The sequence below is a fragment of the Stenotrophomonas sp. MH181796 genome, from assembly GCF_009659995.1.
Classification (GTDB): domain Bacteria; phylum Pseudomonadota; class Gammaproteobacteria; order Xanthomonadales; family Xanthomonadaceae; genus Stenotrophomonas; species Stenotrophomonas riyadhensis.
The window spans coordinates 414,914-438,721 of the sequence record NZ_RAHU01000002.1 but is presented as its reverse complement, the minus strand read 5'-3'; the positions used below and the strand labels follow the sequence as shown (position 1 = coordinate 438,721).

Sequence of the window (23,808 nt, the reverse complement as noted above, 5' to 3'; positions counted from 1 at the left end):
CGAGGTCTAAAATTTGTGCGTTGCGAGACCGAACATGATAGGCCAAACAACCCCCACTCCCGACGACGAATCTGAAGCCCCGCTGGTCCCCGCGGCACCCGTGCCCGTGGAACAGGAAAAAGCAGAGGAATTCGGCGGCCGCGGCGGACTTGATCCGGTGCGGTACGGCGATTGGGAGAAAAACGGACGCTGCATCGATTTCTGATCAGCATTGAGCCAACGCGGCCGCGTGCCGCCCAGCCGAGACAACGAGCCCAGCGAATGGCGACCAGACAACGCCCACTTTCCCCGCACCTTCAGGTGTATCGCTGGCAGATTCAGATGGCCACCTCGATCCTGCATCGAGCCACTGGCGTCTTTCTGTCTGTTGGTGCCCTCATCATCGCCGCCGGCCTGCTGGCCCTGATGATGGGGCCCGAGTCCTGGAACTGCTTCACCGGCCACGCCGGGGCCTGGTATGGCCGCGTGTTCCTGTTCGCGTGGACATGGTCGTTCGCCTATCACCTGTGCAATGGCATCCGCCATGTGGTGCAGGACTTCGCCATCGGCTTCAGCATCCCCGCCTTCATCCGCAGCAGCTGGCTGTCGGTCATCGGCAGCCTGGTGATCACCCTGCTGGTGTGGGCCTATGTGATGTTCGGAGGTGCCGCGTGAGCAAGTTCCGTACCCCGTTGAAGAGCGTGCGTGGCCTTGGCTCGGCCAAGACCGGCACCGAGCACTTCGTGCACCAGCGCCTGACCGCCGCCGCCCTGGTGGCGCTGGGCATCTGGTTCCTGGTCTTCGTGCTGAGCCTGCTGGGCTCGGACTACGCGACCGCCGCCGCCGCCGTGGCCAAGCCTTGGAACGCGGTGCCGCTGATCGGCCTGCTGATCGCCATGTTCTGGCACGCGCAGCTCGGCATGCAGGTCGTGCTGGAAGACTACATCCACGAATCGCTGCTGGCCCTGGTGCTGCAGACCGCGGTGAAGTTCGTCGCCGTGCTCGGCATGATCGTCAGTGTGTTTGCGGTGGGCCGCATCGCCCTCGGCGTTGCCTGAGCCCAGGCACCAACACAGGAATCCAGATTAGATGTCCGCTTACAAGATCACCGAACACAAGTACGACATGGTCGTGGTCGGCGCCGGCGGCGCCGGCCTGCGCGCCACGTTCGGCCTGGCCGCCAAGGGCCTGCAGACCGTGTGCCTGACCAAGGTCTTCCCGACCCGTTCGCACACCGTTGCCGCCCAGGGCGGTATCTCGGCCGCACTCGCCAACATGGGCGAGGACGACTGGCGCTACCACTTCTTCGACACCATCAAGGGTTCGGACTGGCTGGGCGACCAGGACGCCATCGAATACATGTGCCGTGAGGCCATCCCGGCCATCATCGAGCTCGAACACTACGGCGTGCCGTTCTCGCGCACCGCCGAAGGCAAGATCTACCAGCGTCCGTTCGGTGGCATGACCACCAAGTACGGCGAAGGCCCGGCGGCGCAGCGTACCTGCGCGGCGGCCGACCGTACCGGCCACGCGATGCTGCACACCCTGTACCAGCAGTCGCTGAAGCACGATGCGCGCTTCATGATCGAGTACTTCGCGCTCGACCTGATCTTCGACGACGAAGGCGCCTGCCGCGGCGTGCTGGCCCTGGACATGTCCGACGGCACCCTGCACCTGTTCCGCGCCCAGGGCGTGGTGCTGGCCACCGGCGGTTACGGCCGTGCCTACTTCAGCGCCACCTCGGCGCACACCTGCACCGGTGACGGTGGCGGCCTGGCCATGCGTGCCGGCATCGCCATGCAGGACATGGAGTTCGTGCAGTTCCATCCGACCGGCATCTACGGTGCCGGCTGCCTGATCACCGAGGGTGTCCGCGGTGAAGGTGGCATCCTGCGCAACAGCAGCGGCGAGCGCTTCATGGAGCGCTACGCACCGCACTACAAGGACCTGGCCTCGCGCGACGTGGTCAGCCGTTCGATGACCATCGAGATCCGCGAAGGCCGCGGCGTCGGCGAGCACAAGGACCACATCCTGCTCGACCTGACCCACCTCGGCCCCGGCGTGATCGACGAGAAGCTGCCGGGCATCGCAGAAAGCGCCCGCATCTTCGCCGGCGTCGACGTGCACAAGCAGCCGATCCCGGTCATCCCGACCGTGCACTACAACATGGGTGGCATTCCGACCAACTATCACGGCGAAGTCGTGCGCAAGGTCGGCGACAACCCGGATGCCGTGGTGCCGGGCCTGTACGCCATCGGTGAAGCCGCCTGCGTGTCCGTGCACGGCGCCAACCGCCTGGGCTCGAACTCGCTGCTGGACCTGGTGGTGTTCGGTCGTGCGGTGGCCAACCGCTGCGCCGAGACCATCAAGCCGGGCGCTTCGCACAAGCCGCTGCCGGCCGATGCCTGCGACAAGGCGCTGGGCCTGCTGGACAAGCTGCGCCACGCCAACGGCGATACCCCGACCTCGGTCATCCGCGATCGCATGCAGCGCACCATGCAGGCCGACGCGGCGGTCTTCCGCACCAGCCAGACGCTGAAGGAAGGCTGCGAGAAGATGGACAAGATCTTCGACTCGTTCCAGGACGTGAAGGTCTCCGACCGTTCGCTGGTCTGGAACTCGGACCTGATCGAGACCTACGAGCTGAACAACCTGCTGCTCAACGCGGTGGCGACGATCAACTCGGCCGAACAGCGCAAGGAAAGCCGCGGCGCGCATGCGCACGAGGACTATCCGGACCGCGACGACGTCAACTGGCAGAAGCACACCCTGGTCAGCGTCGACGAGAAGGGCAAGTGCAGCTTCGACTACCGTCCGGTGCACATGTACACGTTGACCGACGACGTGTCCGTGGTGCCGCCGAAGCCGCGCGTGTACTGATCCGACCCCGCCTACCATGCAATCCGCGCCCACGGGCGCGGGCCGCCTGAGCCAACGAGAGCAGCCATGGCCGAGTTTTCACTCCCCAAGAATTCCAAGATCACGAAGGGCAAGCACTTCCCCGTCAAGAACGGCGGCAAGAACGTGCGCACCTTCAAGATCTACCGCTGGAGTCCGGACGACGACAGCAACCCGCGCACCGATACCTATGAAGTCGATCTGGACGCCTGTGGCCCGATGGTCCTGGACGCCCTGATCAAGATCAAGAACGAGATCGACCCGACCCTGACCTTCCGCCGCTCCTGCCGCGAAGGTATCTGCGGTTCGTGCGCGATGAACATCGACGGCACCAACACCCTGGCCTGCACCCGAGCCATCTCGGACTGCGGCAAGAAGGAAGTGCCGATCTACCCGCTGCCGCACATGAACGTGGTCAAGGATCTGGTTCCGGACCTGACCCACTTCTACGCGCAGTACGCGTCGATCAAGCCGTGGATCCGCACCCAGACCCCGGCACCGCCGGACCGTGAGCGCCTGCAGTCGCCGGAAGACCGCAAGAAGCTGGACGGCCTGTACGAGTGCATCCTGTGCGCCTGCTGCTCGACCAGCTGCCCGAGCTACTGGTGGAACGGCGAGCGCTACCTGGGCCCGGCGATCCTGCTGCAGGCCTACCGCTGGATCATCGACTCGCGCGATGAGGACACCGGTGCGCGCCTGGACGATCTGGAAGATCCGTTCAAGCTGTACCGCTGCCACACCATCATGAACTGCGCCCGGACCTGCCCGAAGGGCCTGAACCCGGCGCTGGCGATCGCCGAGATCAAGAAGCTGATGATGGAACGCCGCGCCTGATCAGGCCTGGCTGTACCCGGTAGAGCCACGCCACGCGTGGCTGTGCCACCCCAGTAGAGCCACGCCATGCGTGGCTTTGCTGTATCTGGAGAAACACGATGGAAGAAGACGTTCTGCTGAAGAAGCTGCGCTGGCGTTGCCGCCGCGGCATGCGTGAGCTGGACCAGCTGTTCGGCCGTTACCTGGACCACGAATGGAGCACTGCGCCGACCGAAGAGCGCGAGGTTTTCCTGTTCCTGCTCGACTGCGAGGACGATAAGTTGTGGCGCTGGTTCATGGGCTACGAGGCCTGCCCGCATGCGCACGCGATCCCCCTCATGCAGAAGATCCTCGCCCTCAAGCCTTGAGTGGCGCCCCTCGCGGCTGCAGGCTGCCGCCCAGTTGGCGGTGCTGCTGGCTGCGCCCTGGCTGCTGCGTGCATCGGATCTGCCTTCACGGCTGCTGATGCCCGCGGTGGTGCTGGCCTGGGTCATCGGGTTGGCCGAACTGGCCTGGCGCCAGCGCAGGCCACGCGTGCAGGTGCTTCTGCCGGCACCGCCCGAGCCGCTGCAGGTGGCTGGGCAGGACGCCGATGCACCCCAGCTGGTCGTGCGTGGCCCATGGCTGTTGTTGCTCTGGCGTGAGGATCGGCGCCGCCGGCGTCTGCTGTTCTGGCCGGATGTGCTCGATTCCGGGCAGCGACGTGAACTGCGACTGGCCGTGGCCGCACGCGGCGTTTCCCGTCGGCCCCGTACGATGGCACCATAAGCTGAATTGACCGGCGTGCCTGCATGTTCAAACCCATTCCCGTGGCCATTGGCCTGCGCTACCTGCGCGCCAAGCGCCGCAACGGCTTCATCTCCTTCATCTCGATGGCATCGATCCTGGGCATCGCGCTCGGCGTCACGGTGCTGATCACCACCCTGGCGGTGATGAGCGGTTTCCAGAAGGAAATCCGCAGCCGCCTGCTGCAGATGACCGCGCACACCACCATCAGCCGCGACGGCGAGCCGATGCCGGACTGGATGCGCGTGGTCGACATCGCCCGCAAGGACCCGCGTGTGGCGGGTGCCGCGCCGTACATCGAGATCCAGTCGATGATCAGCGGCCCGCGCGTGCAGGGTGCGATCATCCAGGGCATCAATCCGGCGCTGGAGCCGAAGGTGTCGGTGATCGACAAGAAGGTCACCAAGGGCAGCTATGACAGCCTCACGCCGGGCAGCTTCAACCTGCTGCTGGGCAAGGAGCTGGCGATCTGGCTGGGCGTCGATGTCGGTGACCAGGTGCTGGTGACCTTTGCCGAAGTGCAGGGCACGCCTGCCGGCGCCGTGCCGAGGATGAAACGCTTTACCGTCAGCGGCATCTTCGAGGCTGGCTACAACGAGGTCGACCGCGGCGTCGGCTTTGCCAACATGCAGGACCTGGAGCGCGTGCTGCGCAGCGACGGCGCCACCGGCGTGCGCCTGAAACTGCACGACATGGACCGCTCGCTGGAAGTGGGCGTGGACCTGGCGCAGAGCCTTGGTGGTGCGTACCGGGTGAGTGACTGGACCCAGCAGAACGCCAACCTCTACCACTCGCTGCGCATGGAGAAGGTGGTGATGGGCATCCTGCTGTCGCTGATCATCGCCATGGGCGCGTTCAACCTGGTGTCCTCGCAGGTGATGCTGGTCACCGACAAGCAGGCCGACATCGCCATCCTGCGCACGCTGGGCTTGACCCCGGGCGGGGTGATGCAGGTGTTCATGGTGCAGGGCTCGCTGATCGGCATCTTCGGCACGCTGGCCGGCCTGATCGGCGGCATCACCCTGACCCTCAACCTGGAACGCATCCTCGGCGCCATCGAAAGCGTGTTCAACGTCAAGCTGCTGCCGGAGGACGTCTACTACATCACCGGCCTGCCGACCGACATGCAGACCGGCGACGTGGTGGCGATCACCGTGGTCGCGCTGCTGATGAGCTTCCTGGCCACCCTGTATCCCGCCTGGCGGGCAGCACGCACCCAGCCGGCGGAGGCCCTGCGTTATGAATAAGGTCTTCAACCGCGGCGATGAAGTGATCCGCGCCGAAGCACTGGGCAAGACCTACGCCGAAGGGCGCATGCAGACCCCGGTGTTCGATGGCCTGGACCTGACCGTGACCGCCGGCGAAACGGTGGCGATCATCGGTGCTTCCGGTGCCGGCAAGAGCACGCTGCTGCACCTGCTGGGTGGCCTGGACATTCCGACCGCGGGTGAGGTTTACGTGACCGGCCAGCGCATGTCAGCGCTGTCGGACACCGCGCGTGGCCTGCTGCGCAACCAGGCGCTGGGCTTCGTCTACCAGTTCCACCACCTGCTGCCTGAGTTCACCGCGCTGGAAAACGTGATGATGCCGGTGCTGCTGGCCGGTACTGCAGTGGCCGAGGCGAGCAGCCGGGCCACCACGCTGCTGGAAGCGGTCGGCCTCGGTCATCGCCTGGACCACAAGCCGGGCGAGCTGTCCGGCGGCGAACGCCAGCGTGCCGCGGTGGCACGTGCGCTGGTCAATCATCCGGCCTGCGTGCTCGGCGACGAGCCGACCGGCAACCTGGATGACCGCACCGCGGGCACTGTGTTCGAGCTGATGCTGGAACTCAACCGTGCGCGTCATACCAGCCTGGTGCTGGTTACCCACGACCGCAGCCTGGCGCGGCGCCTGGACCGGGTGCTGGAGCTGCGCGAAGGGCGCCTGCACGCATTGGCCCACGCCGACGTCTGAGGCGCTGGGCCCGCTTTGGTAGAAGCCGACCTTGGTCGGCTGCTCTTGCAGGGCAAGCGCCAACCAAGGTTGGCGACTACCGGAATCCCGAGCCTTGGGCCTGCTTGGGGTGACCGCCGACCGGCTGCTGAATGGGGTACTGGCTTTCGCGCCGGCGTTGTCTGCGCAGGCGCATGATGGCGACAGTTCCCCGAGGAGATCGCCATGAAGACCCCGATCCTGATGGCCGGACTCTGCCTGGCGCTGGCCGCCTGCGCGACCACTGGCCGGCTCAGCTCTGCCGAGAAGCTTGACCTGTACCGCGCCCATGCCGGCGCGCCGCAGAACGACATGCAGTTCTTCGGCAGCCTCAATGGCTGGACCGAACTGGGTGACAGCGCACTGGCGGTGTGGACGCGTCCCAGCGAGGCCTATCTGCTGGAGCTGAGAGGCCCCTGCCAGGACCTGCCGTATGCCACCGCCATCGGCCTGACCAGCCAGATGAACCGTGTTTCGGCGCGTTTCGACAAGGTGCTGGTGCGCGACCCCACCGGCGGCCCGCGCATGCCGTGCTTCATCGACAGCATCCGCAAGCTGGACGTGAAGGCGCTACGCGCCTCCGAGCAGGAGCTGCGCCAGGCGCAGGTGCAGGAGCGCGAGGAAAGCACGAAGTAGCGTGGTAGTGCCGGCGGCTGGCCGGCATTACCTGTGTGTCAGGCTTCCGGGGTGAAGCCGGCTGGCTTTTCCGCGTCCTTCTCGAACAGGAACTTGACCAGTTCGCCTTCAAGGAACGCGCGATGCTCCGGCGTGCGCGGCGACAGGCGGTTCTCGTTGATCAGCATGGTCTGGTGCGCCAGCCACGCAGCCCAGGCCTGCTTGCCGATGTTGTTGAAGATGCGCTGGCCCAGTTCGCCGGGGTAGGGCACGAAGTCCAGGCCCTCGGCATCGCGTTGTTCGTACTGGCAGAAGACGGTTCGGGACATGGCACTCACTCGTGGTTGCGGGATTTCTTGGAGGTTCGTTTCGGCGCCTTGATGGTGGCGCCGTCGAGCAGCTTGCGGATCAGTGCCGGCAGGCCCAGCGTGGGCAGCTCGTCGGCGGCAACCCAGCGCAGCGTGGGTTCTTCCACGCGCAGGCCGTGCACCTGCCGCGACAGTACCTGCAGATGCAGCCTGTAGTGGCTGAAGGTGTGCTGCAGTATTGGCAGCTCTTCGGCCTCTTCCAGCGAGCCGTCGACGTGCACGTCGAACCAGTCCTGCAACACGCTGCCGGCATCGGCCTGCGGCAGCGTCCACAGCTGCGCCCAGATGCCGGTGTCCGGCCGCTTCTGCAGCAGCACGCGCTGCTGGGGGTCGCGCAGCAGCAGGGCCACCGCTTCCCGTTCGGGCAGGGTCTTGCTGGGTTTGGGTGTCGGCAGTTCGGTGGTGCGGCCTTCGCGGCGCGCCACGCAGTCGTCCTGCAGCGGGCAGATCACGCAGGCGGGTCTGGCACGGCTGCACACCGTCGCGCCCAGGTCCATCTGCGCCTGGGTGTAGTCAGCCATGCGCCCATTCGGCACCTGCGCCACGTGCGCCTCGGCGATCGCCCACAGCTGCTTCTCGATGGCCGGCAGCCCGGGGAAACCCTCGATGCCGTGGTAACGGCTGAGCACCCGCTTGACGTTGCCATCGAGGATCGCGAACGGGTCGTTCCAGGCCTGGCTGAGGATCGCACCGGCGGTGCTGCGGCCGATGCCGGGCAGCGCATGCAATGCATCGAAATCACGCGGCAGGTCGCCGTCGTGCAGTTCCACGCAGCGCTTCGCAGCGGCATGCAGGTTGCGTGCGCGGGCGTAGTAGCCGAGCCCGGCCCACTGCGCCATCACCGCGTCGTTGCTGGCGGCGGCGAGGTCGGGCAGGGTCGGGAAGTGCTGCAGGAACCGCTGGAAATACGGGATGACCGTACTCACCTGGGTCTGCTGCAGCATGATTTCCGACAGCCAGACCCGATAGGGGCTGCGCGGGTGCTGCCAGGGCAGGTCGTGGCGGCCGTGGTCGTCGAACCAGTGCAGCAGGCGGGCGACGAAACCGTCTTCCCGGGCAGTCTTGGCGCTGGCGTGCGGCTGGCGGGGCATCGGTGTTCCAGAGAGGCAGCCACCCGTGGGGTGACTCTACTGGATTGCAGTAGAGCCACGCCATGCGTGGCTGCACGGTGTATCAGGCGCCCAGCGCTTCGGGCAGCAGGGCGTCGACGAAAGCTTCCGGGTCGAACACGCGCAGGTCTTCCGGGCGCTCGCCGATGCCGGCGAAACGGATCGGAATGCCGAACTCGCGGGCCAGTGCGAACACCACGCCGCCCTTGGCGGTGCCGTCCAGCTTGGTCACTACCAGGCCGGTCACGTTCACTGCGGCATTGAACTGGCGCAGCTGCGACAGCGCGTTCTGGCCAGTGGTGCCGTCGATCACCATCAGCACTTCGTGCGGGGCGGTGGGGTCGATCTTGCCGAGCACGCGGCGGATCTTGCCCAGCTCGTTCATCAGGCCGGATTGGGTGTGCAGGCGGCCGGCGGTATCGGCGATCAGCACCGAGGTGCCACGGGCCTTGCCGGCCTGGAGCGCGTCGAATGCCACCGAAGCGGCATCGGCGTTCTGCCCCTGCGCGACCACGGCCACGCCGTTGCGCTCGCCCCAGGCCTGCAGCTGGGCCACGGCGGCGGCGCGGAAGGTGTCGCCGGCGGCCAGCATCAGGCTGTGGCCATCGTCCTTGAAGCGCTTGGCCAGCTTGCCGATGGTGGTGGTCTTGCCGACGCCGTTGACGCCGACGGTGAGCACCACGAAGGGCTTGGCGTTGCGGTCGATCACCAGCGGCTTGGCCACCGGCTGCAGGATTGCGATCAGCTCGGCGCGCAGCGCGGCCAGCAGCGCATTGGCGTCGGCGAACTCGCGCGATTTCATGCGCTTGCGCAGGCCCTCGACCAGGTCGGTGGTGGCACCCACGCCGACGTCGGCAGTGATCAGTGCGGTTTCCAGCTCGTCCAGCAGGTCGTCGTCAAGCTTGGGGTTGCGCGAGAACAGGCCACCGAAGCTGCGCGCGATGACGCTGTTGCGCAGGCGTTCGCGCCAGCCGGGCTTGCCGGCAGGCGCCGGAACGGCGTCGACCGAGGCGGCGGCAGGCAGGTCGTCGGAGACCGGTGCCGGGGGCGGTGCAGGAGCGGGTTCCGGCAGCGGCGCAGGCACCGGCTCGGTGGTTGGGGCAGCGACAGAGGCGACGTCGATCTGCGTGATCGGGGCCGGGGCCGGGGCAATGGGGGCCGGGACGGCCGGGACCACCGGAGCGGGAGCCACCGGGGTGGGTTCGACCATTACCGGGGCGACCGCTGCCGCGGGCGGCTCAGCGGGGGCAGGTGCGGCCGGCGCAGCTACCGGCGCGGGTTCCTTGTCCTCGACCGGCGCGGCCGACGGGAATGCCGCCGCCAGCTCTTCAGCCGAGTAGTGCTGGGTCTTGGGAGCCTCCGTTGCGGGGGCATCCTGGGGCTTCTTGCGGCGGAAAAAACTGAGCATTGGCAAAAGGCGCTGAAATCAGAGGGATATGCTACCACTCGGGCCTGTCGGGCCGATGTGGACTCAAGGTCGCGGTCCACCGGCCGTTAACTGGTCCGGAGGGCTGCGCAAGGCGGCCCGGAGACCGCCATGAACAACGTGATGGGAATCGCCCTCAGCGGGATGCGTGCGGCCCAGCAGGGCGTGCAGGTGGCCGCGCACAACGTGGCCAACCTGGCGACCCCGGATGCCCAGCACCTGCAGTTGCAGCGCAATACCACCGAGCAGGGTGGGGTGCAGGCTTCGGTGACGTCCACCGGCGCCGATGCCGGCGCGCCGCTGGGTGATCTGCTGGCCGCAAAAGCCGAGGTCGTGGCCTTCGCCGCCAATGCCGCGGTGATCCGCCGCCAGGACCAGATGTTGGGTTCGCTGCTGGATCGCGAGGTCTGAGCCGCCCGGCTTGGGTGGGTGTCAACCTTGGTTGACACGCTCGACGCCCTGGTAGGTGCCAACCTTGGTTGGCACGCTTTTGGGGCGCCAACCAAGGTTGGCCTCTGCCAGGGCAGCAGTGCCAACCAAGGTTGGCACCTACCAGAGCTTCGCCGGGCCATGCCCGGCGACCACCCTGTCGATCAGGCGGACAGCTCCAGCAGCAGCTTGTTCAGGCGCGCCACGTAGGCGCCCGGATCCTTCAGGCTGTCACCGGCGGCCAACGCAGCCTGGTCGAACAGCACCCGGCCGAGGTCGTCGAAACGCGCGCCATCGGCTTCGGCATCGAGCTTGGCGATCAGCGGGTGGCCCGGGTTGATCTCCAGCACCGGCTTGCTGTCCGGCACCTTCTGCCCGCTGGCTTCCAGGATCTGGCGCATCTGCAGGCCCAGGTCCTGTTCGCCGATGGCCAGCACCGCCGGCGAATCGGTCAGGCGGTGCGAGACGCGCACTTCGGCCACGTCATCGCCCAGCACCGTCTTCAGGCGCTCGACCAGGCCCTGCTTGTCCTTGGCCGCCGCTTCCTGCTCCTGCTTGTCGGCCTCGCTTTCCAGCGCGCCCAGGTCGAGGTCGCCACGGGCGATGTCGACGAAGCCCTTGCCATCGAAATCGGTCAGGTAGCCCATCAGCCACTCATCGATGCGGTCGGTCAGCAGCAGCACTTCCACGCCCTTCTTGCGGAACACTTCCAGGTGCGGGCTGTTGCGCACCTGGCTATAGCTCTCGCCGGTCAGGTAGTAGATCTTGTCCTGGCCTTCGGTCATGCGGCCGAGGTAGTCGGCCAGCGACACGGTCTGCGCATCGCCGTCGCCACGGGTGGAGGCGAAGCGCAGCAGGCCGGCCACCTTCTCGCGGTTGTTGTAGTCCTCGGCCGGGCCTTCCTTCAGTACCTGGCCGAATTCCTTCCAGAACGTGGCGTACTGCTCCGGCTTGTCGGTGGCCAGCTTCTCCAGCATGTCCAGCGAGCGCTTGGTCAGCGCCGCCTTCATCGAATCGATGACCGGACCGGACTGCAGGATCTCGCGCGAGACGTTCAGCGACAGGTCGTTGGAATCGACCACGCCCTTGATGAAGCGCAGGTACAGCGGCAGGAACTGCTCGGCCTGGTCCATCACGAACACGCGCTGCACGTACAGCTTCAGGCCCTTGGGCGCATCGCGGTGGTACAGGTCGAACGGTGCGCGGCCGGGCACGTACAGCAGCGAGGTGTACTCCAGCTTGCCCTCGACCTTGTTGTGGCTCCACGCCAGCGGGTCGCTGTGATCGTGCGCGACGTGCTTGTAGAACTCGGTGTACTCGGCGTCGCTGATCTCGGTGCGCGGGCGGGTCCACAGCGCGCTGGCGCGGTTGACGGTCTCCCACTCACCGGCGGCGCCTTCTTCGCCCTCCTTCGGCATCTGGATCGGCAGGCCGATGTGGTCCGAGTACTTCTTGAGGATGCTGCGCAGGCGCCAGCCATCGGCGAAGTCGTGCTCGCCGTCCTTCAGGTGCAGCACGATGCGGGTGCCGCGCTCGGCCTTGTCGACGGTGGCGACGTCGAAATCGCCTTCGCCGCGCGAGGTCCAGCGCACGCCTTCGCCTGCAGCCAGGCCGGCGCGGCGCGAGGTCACTTCCACTTCGTCGGCGACGATGAAGGCGCTGTAGAAGCCGACGCCGAACTGGCCGATCAGCTGCGAATCCTTCTTCTGGTCGCCGGACAGCTGGCGCAGGAAGTCGCCGGTGCCGGACTTTGCAATCGTGCCGAGGTGGGCGATGGCTTCGGCGCGGCTCATGCCGATGCCGTTGTCTTCGATGGTGATGGTGTGGGCGGTGGGGTCGAAGCTGATGCGCACGCGCAGCTCGCTGTCGCCTTCCAGCAGGGCCGGCTGGGTCAAGGCCTCGAAACGCAGCTTGTCGGCGGCATCGGCGGCGTTGGAGACCAGCTCGCGGAGGAAGATTTCCTTGTTGGAGTACAGCGAGTGGATCATCAGCTGCAGCAGCTGCTTGACTTCGGTCTGGAAGCCAAGGGTTTCGGTCTGGGTGGTCTCGGTCATCGATAAGGCTCCGTGTGCAATGCCGCGCCAGCGCGTGCGGCCTCGCCAAGGGGTATGGCTGATTGTCCCGAAATCAAGGGGTTGTTCTGGCAGGGCTGCGCCCTGCACCCGCCGAGGCCAGAGCAGCAGCAACAGCAACAGCAACAGCCGGCTCTTGGCTGTCTGTTGGTTAGGCGGGGCGGTGTGGGTTGGCAGGACACGCCGTAAACCCGTCCATGGGGGCTCGATGGCGCCATCCATGGCGCCAACGGTCCTGCCAACCCACACCGCCCCGCCTCTGACAGATTTCGCGCGGTTGTTGGTAGGCGTCGACCTTGGTCGACACCTCTGTCAGATATCGAAATAAAACTGGGGTCAGATCCGTTTTCCGCAGGAAAACGGATCTGACCCCAAGAGCCGTTCCGACAGATCGCAGAAAACTGTCGAAGGCGGGGTGGGTCCGGTTGAGGGGGCGTGAGCCGCATGGATGCGGCGACCGAGCTTACATGGACGTACTTGCAGCGTCCCCCTCGACCGGACCCACCCCGCCATCCCACAGGAAGCCAGCTTTTGACGTTGACGTTGCTGTGGCTTCTGCGGGTGCCGGGCGCCGCCCGGCCGAACTACAATCCCGCTCATGCTGAAATTCTCGAATACCTCCCGCCGGGGGCGCCGATGAGCGGCCGTGGGGGCAATGACGGCCAGGTCCGCATCATCGGCGGACGCTGGCGCAATACCCGCCTGCCGGTGCCGACCCTGCCGGGCCTGCGGCCCAGCAGCGACCGCGTACGCGAAACCCTGTTCAACTGGCTGATGCCCAGGCTCGGCGGGGCCCGGGTGCTGGATCTGTTCGCCGGCAGTGGCGCGCTGGGGCTGGAGGCGGTCTCGCGCGGTGCCGCCCACGCCACCCTGGTCGAGCGCGATGCGCAGCTGGGACGTAATCTGACCGCCGCAGTGACCAAGCTGCAGGCCAGCGACCAGATCAGCGTCGTGCAGGCCGATGCCCTGCGCTGGCTGCAGGGCGCGCCGGCGCAGCAGGCCGATCTGGTCTTCATCGACCCGCCGTTCGCCGACGGCCTGTGGCAGGACGTGCTGGCCCAGCTCCCGCGGCATCTGGCCGCCGATGCCTGGCTGTACCTGGAATCGCCGGCCGGCCACGTGCCGGTGCTGCCGCCGGACTGGCTGCTGCACCGCGAGGGCGGCACCCGCGAGGTGCGCTTTGCCCTGTACCGCCGCGCCACTGCTACACTTTGACCTCATCTGAACATCTGCATCCGCCCATGACCGTGGCCAACCGCCGCATTGCCGTCTACCCCGGCACGTTCGATCCGATCACCAACGGTCACATCGACCTGGTGAGCCGTGCCGCGCCGCTGTTCGAAAAGGTCGTGGTCGGCGTGGCGCAGAGCCCGTCCAAGGGCCCGGCGCTGCCGCTGGAGCAGCGCGTGCAGCTGGCGCGTGGCGCGCTGGCCCACCACAGCAACGTCGAGGTCATCGGCTTCGATACCCTGCTGGCGCATTTCGTACGTTCGGTCCAGGGCGGGGTGCTGCTGCGCGGCCTGCGCGCGGTGTCCGACTTCGAGTACGAGTTCCAGATGGCCAGCATGAACCGGCACCTGATCCCCGAGGTCGAGACCCTGTTCCTGACCCCGGCCGAGCAGCACAGCTTCATTTCGTCCTCGCTGGTCCGCGAGATCGCGCGCCTGGGTGGCGACGTGTCCGGCTTCGTGCCGGCCGCGGTGCTCGAAGCCCTGCGCAAGGTCCGCGAAGCGAAGTCGGCACAGTCGTAAGCCCCGCTGTACCCGCACCCCATTACGTACAACACCACGCACCATTCCGGGAGGAAACCCATGAACACCACCATGCGCGCGATGCTGATCGCTTCGTTGGCCCTGGCCTTCACCGCCTGCAAGAAGGAAGAGGCCGCTCCGGTCGACGAAGCCAAGCAGGCCCTGGTCGCTCCGTCCAAGGACGACGATGCAGGCTGGAAGAAGTACCTGCAGGAAGTGGCGATCCAGAACATGGGCAACATCACCAACAGCCCGTTCCTGTACTACCTCTCGCCGGAATCGGACCCGGACTTCCAGGCCAAGTACGAGCGCCAGACGGAGAGCGCGACCCAGGCCGTGGCCCGTGGCGTGCAGCCGGGCAACATGCTGGCCTTCGGTTCGTCGGCCTCGGGCAAGATGGCTGACATGATCCAGGCCGTGTTCAAGGACGTGTCGCCGGATTCGATGAAGGGCGTGCGCGTCGTCTTCATCGGCCAGTCGGCCGACAACGCCCGCGTACAGGCTGCGATCCAGCCGACCGGTGCCGAGTACATTTTCGTCGAAGCCAAGTAATACCGAGCCATGGCGGCCATGCTCCGGCATGGCCCGGGCGGCGTCCTGCAAGGGCGCCGCTGATGACCTGACCGGCCCGCGCGCCCGCGCTGGCCGGTCCTTTGTCCCAGGGCGCGGGCGAGGAGTATCGCCGTGTCGCTGAAAATCAACGAGCTCTGCGTCAACTGCGACGTATGCGAGCCGGCCTGCCCGAACCAGGCCATTGCGATGGGTGAAACCATCTACGTGATCGACCCTGCGCGCTGCACCGAATGCGTGGGTCATTTCGACGAGCCACAGTGCGTGGTCGTCTGCCCGGTCGAGTGCATCGACCCGGACCCGGAGATCGTGGAAACGGAAGACCAGCTGCTGGCCAAGCTGCGCCAGCTGCAGCACGATCACCCCGAACTCTACGCGGAGCCCCCATCCGAATGAAGACGCTGATCGTCCGCCCCCTGTTGCTGCTCGGCCTGCTGCTGAGCCCGATTGCCTGGGCCGACAGCCCGGCGCGTGCCGAGCGCCCCGATGGCGCGGCCATTGCCAGCGGCCATGCGCTGGCCACCCAGGCGGGCATCGACATCCTGGCGCAGGGCGGCAACGCCTTCGATGCCGCGGTGGCGGTATCGTCCACGCTGGCGGTGGTCGAGCCGATCAGTTCCGGCCTGGGCGGCGGTGGCTTCTTCCTGCTGCACGACGCGGCTACCGGCAAGGATGTGATGCTGGATGCGCGCGAGACCGCACCGGCCGCTGCGACCCCGCAGGCGTTCCTCGACAAGCAGGGCAACCTCGACCGTGACCGCTCGGTCAACGGTGCCTGGTCGGCCGGTATTCCTGGTCTGCCCGCAGCGCTGGTCGAGCTGTCGGCCAAGCACGGCAAGCTGCCATTGGCGACCTCGCTGCAGCCGGCGATCCGCATCGCGCGCGAAGGCTTCCCGGTGTACGAGCGCATGGCCAAGGGCTATGCCTCGCGCCGTGAAGTGATGGAGCGCTATCCCGGAACGCGCGAGGTCTACCTGCGCAACGGCAAGCCGATCGCCAGCGGTGACCTGTTCAAGCAGCCGGAGCTGGCACAGACGCTGGAGCGCCTGGCCGCAGGTGGTTTCGATGGCTTCTACAAGGGCCAGACCGGAACGCTGTTGCTGGCCGGCGTGAAGCAGGCCGGCGGCAAGTGGACCGCTGAAGAGCTGGCCGGTTACCGCGTGAAGCAGCGCGAGCCGATCGTGTTCAACTACAACGGCTGGAAGATCACCACCGCGCCGCCGCCGTCGTCCGGTGGCATCGCGCTGGCCAGCATGCTGCAGATCCTGGAGGGCTGGGATATCAAGAAGATGGACCCGGCGCACCGCACCCACCTGGTGGTGGAGTCGATGCGTCGCGCCTACCGCGACCGCACCTTCTTCCTCGGCGATCCGGACTTCGTGCAGATCCCGCAGAAGGTGCTGACCAGCAAGGACTATGCACAGGGCCTGCGGGCGACCATCCATCCGGAGAAGGCCACGCCCAGCGACCTGCTGTCGGGCAACCCGACGCCGCTGGAAGACGACGAGACCACGCACTTCTCGATCATCGACCGCGACGGCAACCGCGTCGGCGCCACCCAGACCGTCAACCTGCTGTACGGCTCGGGGCTGATTCCCAAGGGCACCGGCGTGCTGCTGAACAACGAGATGGACGACTTCGCGCTGAAGCCGGGCACGCCCAATGCGTTCGGCGTGATGGGCTATGAAGCCAATGCGCCGAAGCCAGGCAAGCGCATGCTCAGCTCGATGACGCCGACCTTCATGGAGAACGCCGACAAGGTGGTGGTGCTGGGCACCCCGGGTGGCAGCCGCATCATCACCATGGTGCTGCTGGGCATCCTCGGCTACGACGACGGCCTGGATGCGCAGCAGGTTGCCGCACTGCCGCGCTACCACCACCAGTGGCTGCCGGACCTGATCGAAGCCGAGGACGATGCGTTCGACGCGGCGACGGTGAAGCAGCTGCAGGCGATGGGCCACAAGATCGACCTGCCCGGCGATGTCGCCGCAGGCGGCCGTGGGTCCAGTCACGTGTGGGGCAACCTGCAGACCGTGGAATGGGACCGCAAGACGAACACGCTGTTCGGCGGCAGCGATCCCCGTAACCCGGTGGGCAGCGCCCAGGTCGTACCAGCACGCTGATACGGTAGCGCCGGCCGCTGGCCGGCAATCTGGCAGATCCTTGAAACCCCGCCTTTGCCGGCGGGGTTTTCAGTTTCCTTTCTAGCGATTATTTAACGAGCCGGCGCCGATAATCGACACATGAAACTCTGGTCTATTCGTGGAAACTCGCAGCGCCTTGATGGCGGCGCGATGTTCGGCAACGCGCCGCGTGCGTTGTGGGAAAAATGGGCGGCACCTGACGAGCTCAATCGCATCGAGCTGGCCTGCCGTGCGCTGCTTGCCAGCCCGCTGGAAGGCAAGACGGTGCTGTTTGAAACCGGCATCGGTGCATTCTTCGATCCGCGCATGCGTGAGCGCTATGGCGTGCAGGAAAGCCAGCACGTGCTGATCGATTCGTTGCGCGAAGCCGGCTTCGAGCATGAAGACATTGACGTGGTGGTACTCAGCCACCTGCACTTCGATCATGCCGGTGGACTGCTGGCGGCGTGGAGCGAAGGACGCGAGCCGGAACTGCTGTTCCCCAATGCGACCTATGTGGTTGGTGCACAGCACTGGCAGCGCGCCCTGCAGCCGCACCCGCGCGATCGGGCCAGCTTCATTCCGGAGCTGCCTGGGCTGCTACAGGCCAGTGGTCGCCTGGAAGTGGTGGACGGGGAGTACTCGAAGGCGCTCGGCCGCAGCGTGCGCTTCAGCTACAGCGACGGGCATACGCCAGGGTTGATGTTGGCCGAGATCGTCGGTCACGCGCATGCCGGCGAGGGGGCGCATGGTGGCGTGGTGTTCTGTGCCGATCTGATTCCCGGGCGTTCATGGGTGCACGTGCCGATCACCATGGGCTACGACCGCAACGCCGAGCTGCTGATCGACGAGAAGCGGCAGTTCCTTGAAGACAAGCTGGCGCGCAACGTGCGGTTGTTCTTCACCCACGATCCGCAGGTGGCGCTGGCGCAGCTGGGCCGTGACGACAAGGGGCGTTTCGTGACCCTGCACGAACAGGGCGAGCTGAAGGCGCGCGCCCTCGGTTGATGAAAAGGCCGGGCAATGCCCGGCCTTCGTGTGCGGGTAGATCCACGCCATGCGTGGATGGCGTTCTACCCGGACGTGATTGCTACGACGCCTTCAGGCAGCTGCTCATGAAGGTCTTGCGCGCATCACCGGCCAGCTTCTTGGCGCCGGCGTCGGCGTTGCACTTGCGCATGCGTTCCTGCTGTGCATTGACCGGCTTGGCGTCGGCGGCATGGCCACTGAGGCAGGAGCTCTGCGCGGTCTTGTAGGCATCGCCCTTCAATCCCTTGTTCTTGGCCGAGCATTCGGCCATGCGCTGCTGCTGCGGTGTGGTGGCGTTGGCCGCCAGGGGCAGGCTGACCAGCAGGACGGCGGCCAGCAGGAAAGAGGCTTTCATCGGTGTGCTCCAAGCGGTGGCGGGTGCGCGGAGCATTCGCTTCCACACGGCAAGGCCACGTGAAGAATCGCGGTTCGGCCATGACCGCTTGCATCGGCATTCAGATCGGCGTATTACTTAGCCATATGGGTAAGTATGATCCCGCCATCCAGGAAATCTTCCACGCGTTGGCCGACCCGACCCGTTGCGCGATCGTGGCCGCGCTGGGGCAGGGGCCGCGCACGGTGTCGATGCTGGCCGAGCCGTTCGAGATGGCCTTGCCCTCGCTGATGAAACATCTGGCTGTGCTGGAACGCAGCGGCGTGGTGCGCAGCCACAAGCAGGGGCGCATACGCACCTGCGAACTGGTGCCGGCGCGGCTGGGCCAGGCCGAGCAATGGCTGGCCGAACAGCGTGCCATGTGGGAGGCGCGCGCCGACCGCATGGTCGATTTCGTCGAATCCCTTCACCGACAGGAGCAGGCCCATGGCCGCAGACGCAGGTAACAACCCCGACACTGATCTGGTCATCAGCCGTGTGCTCAACGCACCGCGCGCCGCCTTGTGGCGTGCGTGGACCGACCCGGAACTGCTGCGCCAGTGGTGGTGCCCGAAGCCCTGGACCACCGAGGTGCGTGCATTCGACCTGCGCCCCGGCGGGGCCTTCCACACCTTCATGCAGGGCCCTGATGGCGGCAGCAGTGACAATCCGGGCAGCTTCCTGGAGATCGTGCCGCAGCAGCGCCTGGTGTTCACCTCGATGCTGGGGCCAGGCTGGCGACCGCAGTCACCGTGGCTGGGCTTCACCGCCGTCATCACCATGGAGGACGAGGGGCCGGGCTGCCGCTACACCGCGCGGGTGATGCATCCGGACAAGGCCCTGCGTGACCAGCATGAGCAGCTGGGCTTCTTCGACGGCTGGAACACCGTCATCGGCCAGCTGGAAGCCTTCGCAGCCGGCCTGTAGGCCGGCATCCGGGATGGGGTCAGAGCCCTTTCGGCACGAAAGGGCTCTGACCCCGGTTCGGCGGTTCAGCCGACGCGGGTACCGAAGATGCGGTCGCCGGCATCGCCCAGGCCCGGCAGGATGTAACCCTTGTCGTTGAGCTGGGCATCGATGGCCGCGGTGTAGATCTCCACGTCCGGGTGCACAGCCTTGACCGCTTCGATGCCTTCCGGCGCGGCCACCAGGAAGATGCCCTTGATGCGGCGGGCACCGGCCCGCTTGAGCATGTCGATGGTGGCGATCAGGGTGCCGCCGGTGGCCAGCATCGGGTCCAGGATCAGCGCGTCGCGCTCTTCCAGGCGGCCGGTCAGGCGCTCGAAGTAGGGCACTGGCTGCAGGGTTTCCTCATCACGCTGCAGGCCGACCACGCTGACGCGTGCTGCCGGGATCAGCGACAGCACGCCGCTGAGCATGCCCAGGCCGGCGCGCAGGATCGGCACCACGGTGATCTTGGCACCGGCGATGCGCTGCACGGTGACCGGGCCGGCCCAACCGGGCAGGGTGTGCGGCTCGGTGTCCAGGTCGGCAGTGGCCTCGTAGGCCAGCAGGGTGCCGAGCTCGTTGGCCAGTTCGCGGAAATCCTTGGTGCTGAGCGCGGCATTGCGCATCAGGCCGATCTTGTGCTGCACCAACGGGTGGCGCACTTCGACGATCTTCATGGTCGGGAAGGGGAAAAGGAGAGAGGGCGCCATTTTGCCGGATCGGCGGGCCGAACCCCAAACCGGGCCGTGGCCCTGGTACGCGAAATGTGCAGATGCATGTCATTGCCATGCAACCTTGCGGACATACCGTGCAGACCCATTCTTAACAGGAATGGGGATTCCCAGTGCATATCAAGACTCCGTTGGCCGTTGCCATCACCCTGACCCTGGCGATGGGGGCCGCAGCACCGCTGCAGGCCGCCGGGCAGCAGGCGATTGCCGCCACCGGCGCCGTGGCCGCCGATGCGGTCGATCTGGACCGCATCGAAGTGCGCGCCCAGCTCGAGGCGCAGATCCGTGCGGTCGACCTCAAGCGCAGCAGCAACGCGATCGAAGACGCGGTGTCGTCCGATGCCCTGGGCCAGTACCCGGACAAGAACGTGGCCGAGTCACTGCAGCGCCTGCCGGGCATCAGTGTGACCCGCGACCAGGGCGAAGGCCGCTACGTGGTCGTGCGCGGACTGGATGCCAACCTCAACAGCGTCAGCGTCGACGGCATCGCCATCGGCACCCCGGACAACTCCAGCCGCGCCGCACCGATGGACGTGATCCCGTCCGATTCGACCGAGCGCCTGCGCGTGGTCAAATCGCCGACCCCGGACATGCCGGGTGATGCCATCGGTGGCGCGATCCTGGTCGAGACCGCTTCGGCGTTCGATCGTGATGGCCGCAGCCTGCGCGCCAAGATCGAAGGCAGCCACCAGCAGCTTTCGGGCGAGACCAGCCCGAAGGCCGCCTTCAACTACAGCGAAGTGTTCAACAACACCTTCGGCATCGCCGCCGGCGTGAACTACCAGAAGCGGACGTTCGAATCGGACAACAGCGAAGTGGAATACGGTGATGTCAGCGGCAACAAGGATCTGACCACCACCCGTCCAGGCGAAATCACCGCGCTGAACCTGCAGAACCGCAAGTACGAGATCGAGCGCAAGCGCATCGGCGCCAACCTCAATCTCGACTGGCGCCCGAACGAGGACAGTCGCTACTACCTGCGCACGCTGTACAGCCAGTTCGACGATGCCGAAACCCGCCAGCGCGTGATCTTCAACTTCAACAACGCCGACATGATCGCCACCGGCACCGACCAGTATCGACTGGCCGGCATGCCGAAGGATTCGATCGACAAGCGCATGCGCTACCGCACCAAGGAAGAGAACACCTTTGCCGCCAGCCTCGGTGGCGAGAACACGCTGACCGACGCGGTGCTGGACTACAAGATCGGCTATACCCGCACCGAAGAACGCGTGGACGACGAGATCGAGTCGCGCTTCAAGCTCAACGGCAAAGCCTTCAATGGCACGTTGGACCAGCGCAGCCGCCTGCCCACCTACACCTTCGACAACGACCAGTGGCTGGACAACGCCAACTACAAGTTCGATCGTGTGGTGGCCAAGCCGAAGAAGGTGGACGACGAGGAGCGCAGCGCGCAGGTCAACATCCGCTTCGACGGCGACAACAGCAGCTACAAGTTCGGCCTGCTCGGCCGCTGGCGCGACCGTGACGTGAACGTCGATGAGGCGTCGCTGCGCGTGGGCCCGGCGATCAAGCTCAGCGACTGGACCACCGGTTCGCCGGAACACCGCCATGGCCTGATGGGGCAGGGCATGGACTCTTCGGCGATGCGCAGCTACTGGTCGCAGCACAGTGGCGAGTACAGCGCCCGTCCGCAGGACGTCGGTGGCAACGCCGCGACGTCTCTGGAAGGCGACTACACCGCGCGCGAAGACGTGTTCGCCAGCTATGCGATGGGCACCTGGGACATCGGTGCGCTGCGCGTGATCGGCGGCGTGCGTGTGGAGAACACCCGCTTCAGCGCCACCGGCAATCGCGTGGACGTGGCCAAGGACGGGCGCTCCTACACCGCGACCCGGGTCACCGCCAGCAAGAGCTACAACAACGTACTGCCGGGGCTGCACCTGCGTTACGACGCCAGCGACGACTGGGTGTTCCGCTTCGCCGCCAACAAGACGGTGGCCCGCCCGGGCTTCGGCGATGCCTCGCCGCGCATTGGCCTGGCCCGCAACGACAATGAAGTGCGCCTGGGCAACCCGGAGCTGGATCCGTACGAGTCGACCAATATCGACCTGTCGGTGGAGAAGTACATCGGCGACAGCGGCATCCTCTCGCTGGGCGTGTTCCACAAGTCGATCGACGGCTACATCGTGCAGGTCCGACAGGGCGGCACCGACGGCATCTACGACGGCCTGCCGGTGGTGACCTCGATCAATGGCGACAAGGCCAAGGTGCGCGGCGCCGAATTCAACTGGCAGCAGCAGCTGTCGTTCCTGCCGACCGGCTGGGATGGCCTGCTGGTGGGTGCCAGCGGCACCTGGCTGGACACTGATTTCGACCCGGGCCTGGCCAAGCGCGCCGGTGAGGACTTCACCCTGCCGCGTGCCTCGAAGAACGTGTACAGCGCGCACATCGGCTATGAGAAGTACGGACTGAGCACCCGTGTGGCGGCCGTGCACCGCAGTGAGTATCTGGATACCCTTGGTGCCGGCCGTGCCTTCGATATCTTCGTTGCGCCGAACACCCAGCTCGATTTCTCGCTGGACTACAAGTTCACCCCGCGGGTGAGCATGTATTTCGAAGCACAGAACCTGCTGGACAAGCCGCTTGAGCTGTACCAGGGCACGCGCTCGCGCACCCTGCAGATGGAAGAATACGGTCGTACCTACGCGCTCGGCCTGAAGGTGGCACTGTGATGGGGCGTGGCATCACCGTCCTGGCGGTCGCGCTCGCGGCGACCCTGGCCGCCGGCTGCACGCCGGCGACCAGCAACGATCCGGCCGCGGCCCCCACGGCAGCGAAAGCCGGGGGCGCGCGCACGGTGACCACCATCGCCGAAGCCTTCCTGTCACCGATGACCCCGGCCGACAACATCGACTCGCCGGCGGCCTGGCGCGCGCCGGACGGCGCGCTGTGGCTGATCGCCACCGCCAAGGCCACCGACAAGCTGGTGGTCTACGACGGCAGCACCGGCCAGCACCTGCGTGACGTCGGCAGCAGCGGCACCGCACCGGGGCAGTTCGACCGCCCAAACGGCATCGCGGTGATCGACGACCTGCTGTGGATCGTGGAGCGCGACAATCACCGCGTGCAGGTGCTGAGCCTGCCGGACTTCGCGCCGCTGGCGACGTTCGCTGCGGACGACCTGCGCAAGCCGTACGGGCTGTGGGTCGACCGCCGTGCCGATGGCTACAGCGTCTACGTCACCGATTCCTGGGACAACGGCGAGGATGCGCAGGGGCGTGACATCCTGCCGCCGCTGGCCGAGCTGGACAAGCGCGTACGCCAGTACCACGTGACCCGCGACGGCGCGAAGGTCGAGGCGAAGCTGGTGGCCAGCATCGGCGATACCACCGAAGCCGGTGCGCTGCGCGTGGTCGAGTCGATCTGGGGCGACCCCGAGAACGACCGACTGCTGATCGCCGAAGAGGACGAGAGCTACGCCAGCGAGTTCAAGGTCTACACCCTGGCCGGACGCTTCACCGGCACCACGTTCGGCCGCGACGTGTTCAAGGCGCAGGCCGAAGGCGTGACCCTGCGCACCTGCGGCAAGGACGGCTGGTGGATCACCACCGAGCAGGGCAAGCAACGCAGCGTGTTCCACCTGTTCGACCGGCATACGCTGAAGCCGGTCGGCGCGTTCCAGGGCAACACCGTGGCCAACACCGATGGCATCTGGATGATGCAGCAGCCCAGCACGCGTTTCCCGCACGGTGCGCTGTATGCGGTGCATGACGACCAGGGCGTGGTGGCCTTCGACTGGGAGAGCATCGCCAAGCAGCTCGCGCTGCCGCTGGAGTGTGGCGCATGAGCCGGC

The 23,808-nt window shown here is 66.5% G+C and carries 27 protein-coding genes; 21 read left to right on the top strand and 6 right to left on the bottom strand.

Going from position 1 to position 23,808, the window contains the following annotated elements:
• The first annotated feature begins 34 nt into the window (after window positions 1-34).
• From D5301_RS05945 to D5301_RS05900, 10 genes are all read left to right on the top strand, one after another.
• A complete protein-coding gene (locus D5301_RS05945; protein WP_005409075.1) occupies window positions 35-205 on the top strand; it encodes a DUF1674 domain-containing protein in 171 nt (56 codons plus the stop codon).
• A 56-nt stretch (window positions 206-261) separates the two neighbouring features.
• Window positions 262-654 carry a succinate dehydrogenase, cytochrome b556 subunit gene (gene sdhC / locus D5301_RS05940; protein WP_024958620.1) on the top strand — a complete coding sequence of 131 codons (393 nt, stop codon included), beginning with the start codon at window positions 262-264 and terminating at the stop codon, window positions 652-654.
• Complete coding sequence (sdhD, locus tag D5301_RS05935; RefSeq protein ID WP_024958619.1) at window positions 651-1,037, top strand: succinate dehydrogenase, hydrophobic membrane anchor protein; 387 nt, start codon at window positions 651-653, stop codon at window positions 1,035-1,037. The genes sdhC and sdhD overlap by 4 nt, the downstream gene beginning before the upstream one ends.
• Before the next feature lie 31 nt (window positions 1,038-1,068).
• On the top strand, window positions 1,069-2,859 hold the full coding sequence (gene sdhA / locus D5301_RS05930; protein ID WP_049445482.1) for a succinate dehydrogenase flavoprotein subunit: 1,791 nt from the start codon (window positions 1,069-1,071) through the stop codon (window positions 2,857-2,859).
• 66 nt (window positions 2,860-2,925) lie between these two features.
• Entirely contained in the window at window positions 2,926-3,711 is a 786-nt protein-coding gene (locus D5301_RS05925) for a succinate dehydrogenase iron-sulfur subunit (RefSeq protein ID WP_005409079.1), read from the top strand.
• A 98-nt stretch (window positions 3,712-3,809) separates the two neighbouring features.
• The gene (locus tag D5301_RS05920) at window positions 3,810-4,058 is read left to right on the top strand and encodes a succinate dehydrogenase assembly factor 2 (RefSeq protein ID WP_005409080.1); all 249 of its coding nucleotides are present in this window, start codon (window positions 3,810-3,812) and stop codon (window positions 4,056-4,058) included.
• The gene (locus tag D5301_RS05915) at window positions 4,009-4,458 is read left to right on the top strand and encodes a hypothetical protein (RefSeq protein ID WP_153855129.1); all 450 of its coding nucleotides are present in this window, start codon (window positions 4,009-4,011) and stop codon (window positions 4,456-4,458) included. Before D5301_RS05920 ends, D5301_RS05915 begins: the two co-directional genes overlap by 50 nt.
• 23 nt (window positions 4,459-4,481) lie before the next feature.
• Entirely contained in the window at window positions 4,482-5,723 is a 1,242-nt protein-coding gene (locus D5301_RS05910; RefSeq protein WP_153855128.1) for a lipoprotein-releasing ABC transporter permease subunit, read from the top strand.
• Window positions 5,716-6,429 (top strand): lipoprotein-releasing ABC transporter ATP-binding protein LolD, encoded by a 714-nt coding sequence (gene lolD / locus D5301_RS05905; protein ID WP_014036806.1) that lies wholly within the window; start codon window positions 5,716-5,718, stop codon window positions 6,427-6,429. Before D5301_RS05910 ends, lolD begins: the two co-directional genes overlap by 8 nt.
• A 204-nt stretch (window positions 6,430-6,633) precedes the next feature.
• Complete coding sequence (locus D5301_RS05900; protein ID WP_032128869.1) at window positions 6,634-7,083, top strand: DUF6491 family protein; 450 nt, start codon at window positions 6,634-6,636, stop codon at window positions 7,081-7,083.
• Between the two features lie 38 nt (window positions 7,084-7,121).
• Here the strand turns inward: D5301_RS05900 and D5301_RS05895 are convergent, their stop codons facing one another.
• The 3 genes from D5301_RS05895 to ftsY all read right to left on the bottom strand — a co-directional run bounded on the left by D5301_RS05895 (window position 7,122) and on the right by ftsY (window position 9,947).
• Window positions 7,122-7,391 (bottom strand): oxidative damage protection protein, encoded by a 270-nt coding sequence (locus tag D5301_RS05895; protein ID WP_004153160.1) that lies wholly within the window; start codon window positions 7,389-7,391, stop codon window positions 7,122-7,124.
• Between the two features lie 5 nt (window positions 7,392-7,396).
• Complete coding sequence (mutY, locus tag D5301_RS05890) at window positions 7,397-8,521, bottom strand: A/G-specific adenine glycosylase (RefSeq protein ID WP_153855127.1); 1,125 nt, start codon at window positions 8,519-8,521, stop codon at window positions 7,397-7,399.
• An 82-nt stretch (window positions 8,522-8,603) separates the two neighbouring features.
• Window positions 8,604-9,947: a signal recognition particle-docking protein FtsY gene (gene ftsY, locus D5301_RS05885; protein ID WP_153855126.1), complete on the bottom strand. Its 1,344-nt coding sequence runs from the start codon at window positions 9,945-9,947 to the stop codon at window positions 8,604-8,606.
• 129 nt (window positions 9,948-10,076) lie between these two features.
• Between ftsY and D5301_RS05880 the strand changes: the two genes are divergently transcribed.
• On the top strand, window positions 10,077-10,376 hold the full coding sequence (locus D5301_RS05880; protein WP_153855125.1) for a hypothetical protein: 300 nt from the start codon (window positions 10,077-10,079) through the stop codon (window positions 10,374-10,376).
• Window positions 10,377-10,558: 182 nt separating this feature from the next.
• Here the strand turns inward: D5301_RS05880 and htpG are convergent, their stop codons facing one another.
• Complete coding sequence (gene htpG / locus D5301_RS05875) at window positions 10,559-12,448, bottom strand: molecular chaperone HtpG (RefSeq protein ID WP_153855124.1); 1,890 nt, start codon at window positions 12,446-12,448, stop codon at window positions 10,559-10,561.
• Window positions 12,449-13,102: 654 nt separating this feature from the next.
• Here htpG and rsmD point away from each other — a divergent pair.
• From rsmD to D5301_RS05845, 6 genes are all read left to right on the top strand, one after another.
• Entirely contained in the window at window positions 13,103-13,681 is a 579-nt protein-coding gene (gene rsmD, locus D5301_RS05870) for a 16S rRNA (guanine(966)-N(2))-methyltransferase RsmD (protein WP_049423552.1), read from the top strand.
• Between the two features lie 26 nt (window positions 13,682-13,707).
• Window positions 13,708-14,217 (top strand): pantetheine-phosphate adenylyltransferase, encoded by a 510-nt coding sequence (coaD, locus tag D5301_RS05865; RefSeq protein WP_032130277.1) that lies wholly within the window; start codon window positions 13,708-13,710, stop codon window positions 14,215-14,217.
• 60 nt (window positions 14,218-14,277) lie between these two features.
• On the top strand, window positions 14,278-14,769 hold the full coding sequence (locus D5301_RS05860; RefSeq protein ID WP_004153167.1) for a hypothetical protein: 492 nt from the start codon (window positions 14,278-14,280) through the stop codon (window positions 14,767-14,769).
• 132 nt (window positions 14,770-14,901) lie between these two features.
• Window positions 14,902-15,183: a YfhL family 4Fe-4S dicluster ferredoxin gene (locus D5301_RS05855; protein WP_004153175.1), complete on the top strand. Its 282-nt coding sequence runs from the start codon at window positions 14,902-14,904 to the stop codon at window positions 15,181-15,183.
• Window positions 15,180-16,910, top strand: coding sequence for a gamma-glutamyltransferase (gene ggt, locus D5301_RS05850; protein ID WP_153855123.1), 1,731 nt, complete (start codon window positions 15,180-15,182; stop codon window positions 16,908-16,910). Before D5301_RS05855 ends, ggt begins: the two co-directional genes overlap by 4 nt.
• A gap of 120 nt (window positions 16,911-17,030) precedes the next feature.
• Window positions 17,031-17,918 carry an MBL fold metallo-hydrolase gene (locus D5301_RS05845; protein WP_110711934.1) on the top strand — a complete coding sequence of 296 codons (888 nt, stop codon included), beginning with the start codon at window positions 17,031-17,033 and terminating at the stop codon, window positions 17,916-17,918.
• 82 nt (window positions 17,919-18,000) lie between these two features.
• On the opposite strand, the gene D5301_RS05840 is transcribed toward D5301_RS05845, so the two are convergent.
• Entirely contained in the window at window positions 18,001-18,294 is a 294-nt protein-coding gene (locus D5301_RS05840; RefSeq protein WP_110711935.1) for a PsiF family protein, read from the bottom strand.
• 125 nt (window positions 18,295-18,419) lie between these two features.
• Between D5301_RS05840 and D5301_RS05835 the strand changes: the two genes are divergently transcribed.
• Together D5301_RS05835 and D5301_RS05830 are read left to right on the top strand one after the other, a co-directional pair.
• Complete coding sequence (locus tag D5301_RS05835) at window positions 18,420-18,779, top strand: metalloregulator ArsR/SmtB family transcription factor (protein ID WP_110711936.1); 360 nt, start codon at window positions 18,420-18,422, stop codon at window positions 18,777-18,779.
• A complete protein-coding gene (locus D5301_RS05830; protein ID WP_110711937.1) occupies window positions 18,760-19,239 on the top strand; it encodes an SRPBCC family protein in 480 nt (159 codons plus the stop codon). The genes D5301_RS05835 and D5301_RS05830 overlap by 20 nt, the downstream gene beginning before the upstream one ends.
• A 65-nt stretch (window positions 19,240-19,304) precedes the next feature.
• Here D5301_RS05830 and upp read toward each other — a convergent pair whose 3' ends face one another.
• On the bottom strand, window positions 19,305-19,937 hold the full coding sequence (gene upp / locus D5301_RS05825) for a uracil phosphoribosyltransferase (protein ID WP_005409099.1): 633 nt from the start codon (window positions 19,935-19,937) through the stop codon (window positions 19,305-19,307).
• A 167-nt stretch (window positions 19,938-20,104) separates the two neighbouring features.
• Here upp and D5301_RS05820 point away from each other — a divergent pair, with 167 nt between their 5' ends.
• Both D5301_RS05820 and D5301_RS05815 read left to right on the top strand, forming a co-directional pair.
• Window positions 20,105-22,687, top strand: coding sequence for a TonB-dependent receptor (locus D5301_RS05820; RefSeq protein WP_110711938.1), 2,583 nt, complete (start codon window positions 20,105-20,107; stop codon window positions 22,685-22,687).
• Window positions 22,687-23,802 (top strand): phytase, encoded by a 1,116-nt coding sequence (locus tag D5301_RS05815; RefSeq protein ID WP_153855122.1) that lies wholly within the window; start codon window positions 22,687-22,689, stop codon window positions 23,800-23,802. The genes D5301_RS05820 and D5301_RS05815 overlap by 1 nt, the downstream gene beginning before the upstream one ends.
• Window positions 23,803-23,808: the final 6 nt, after the last annotated feature.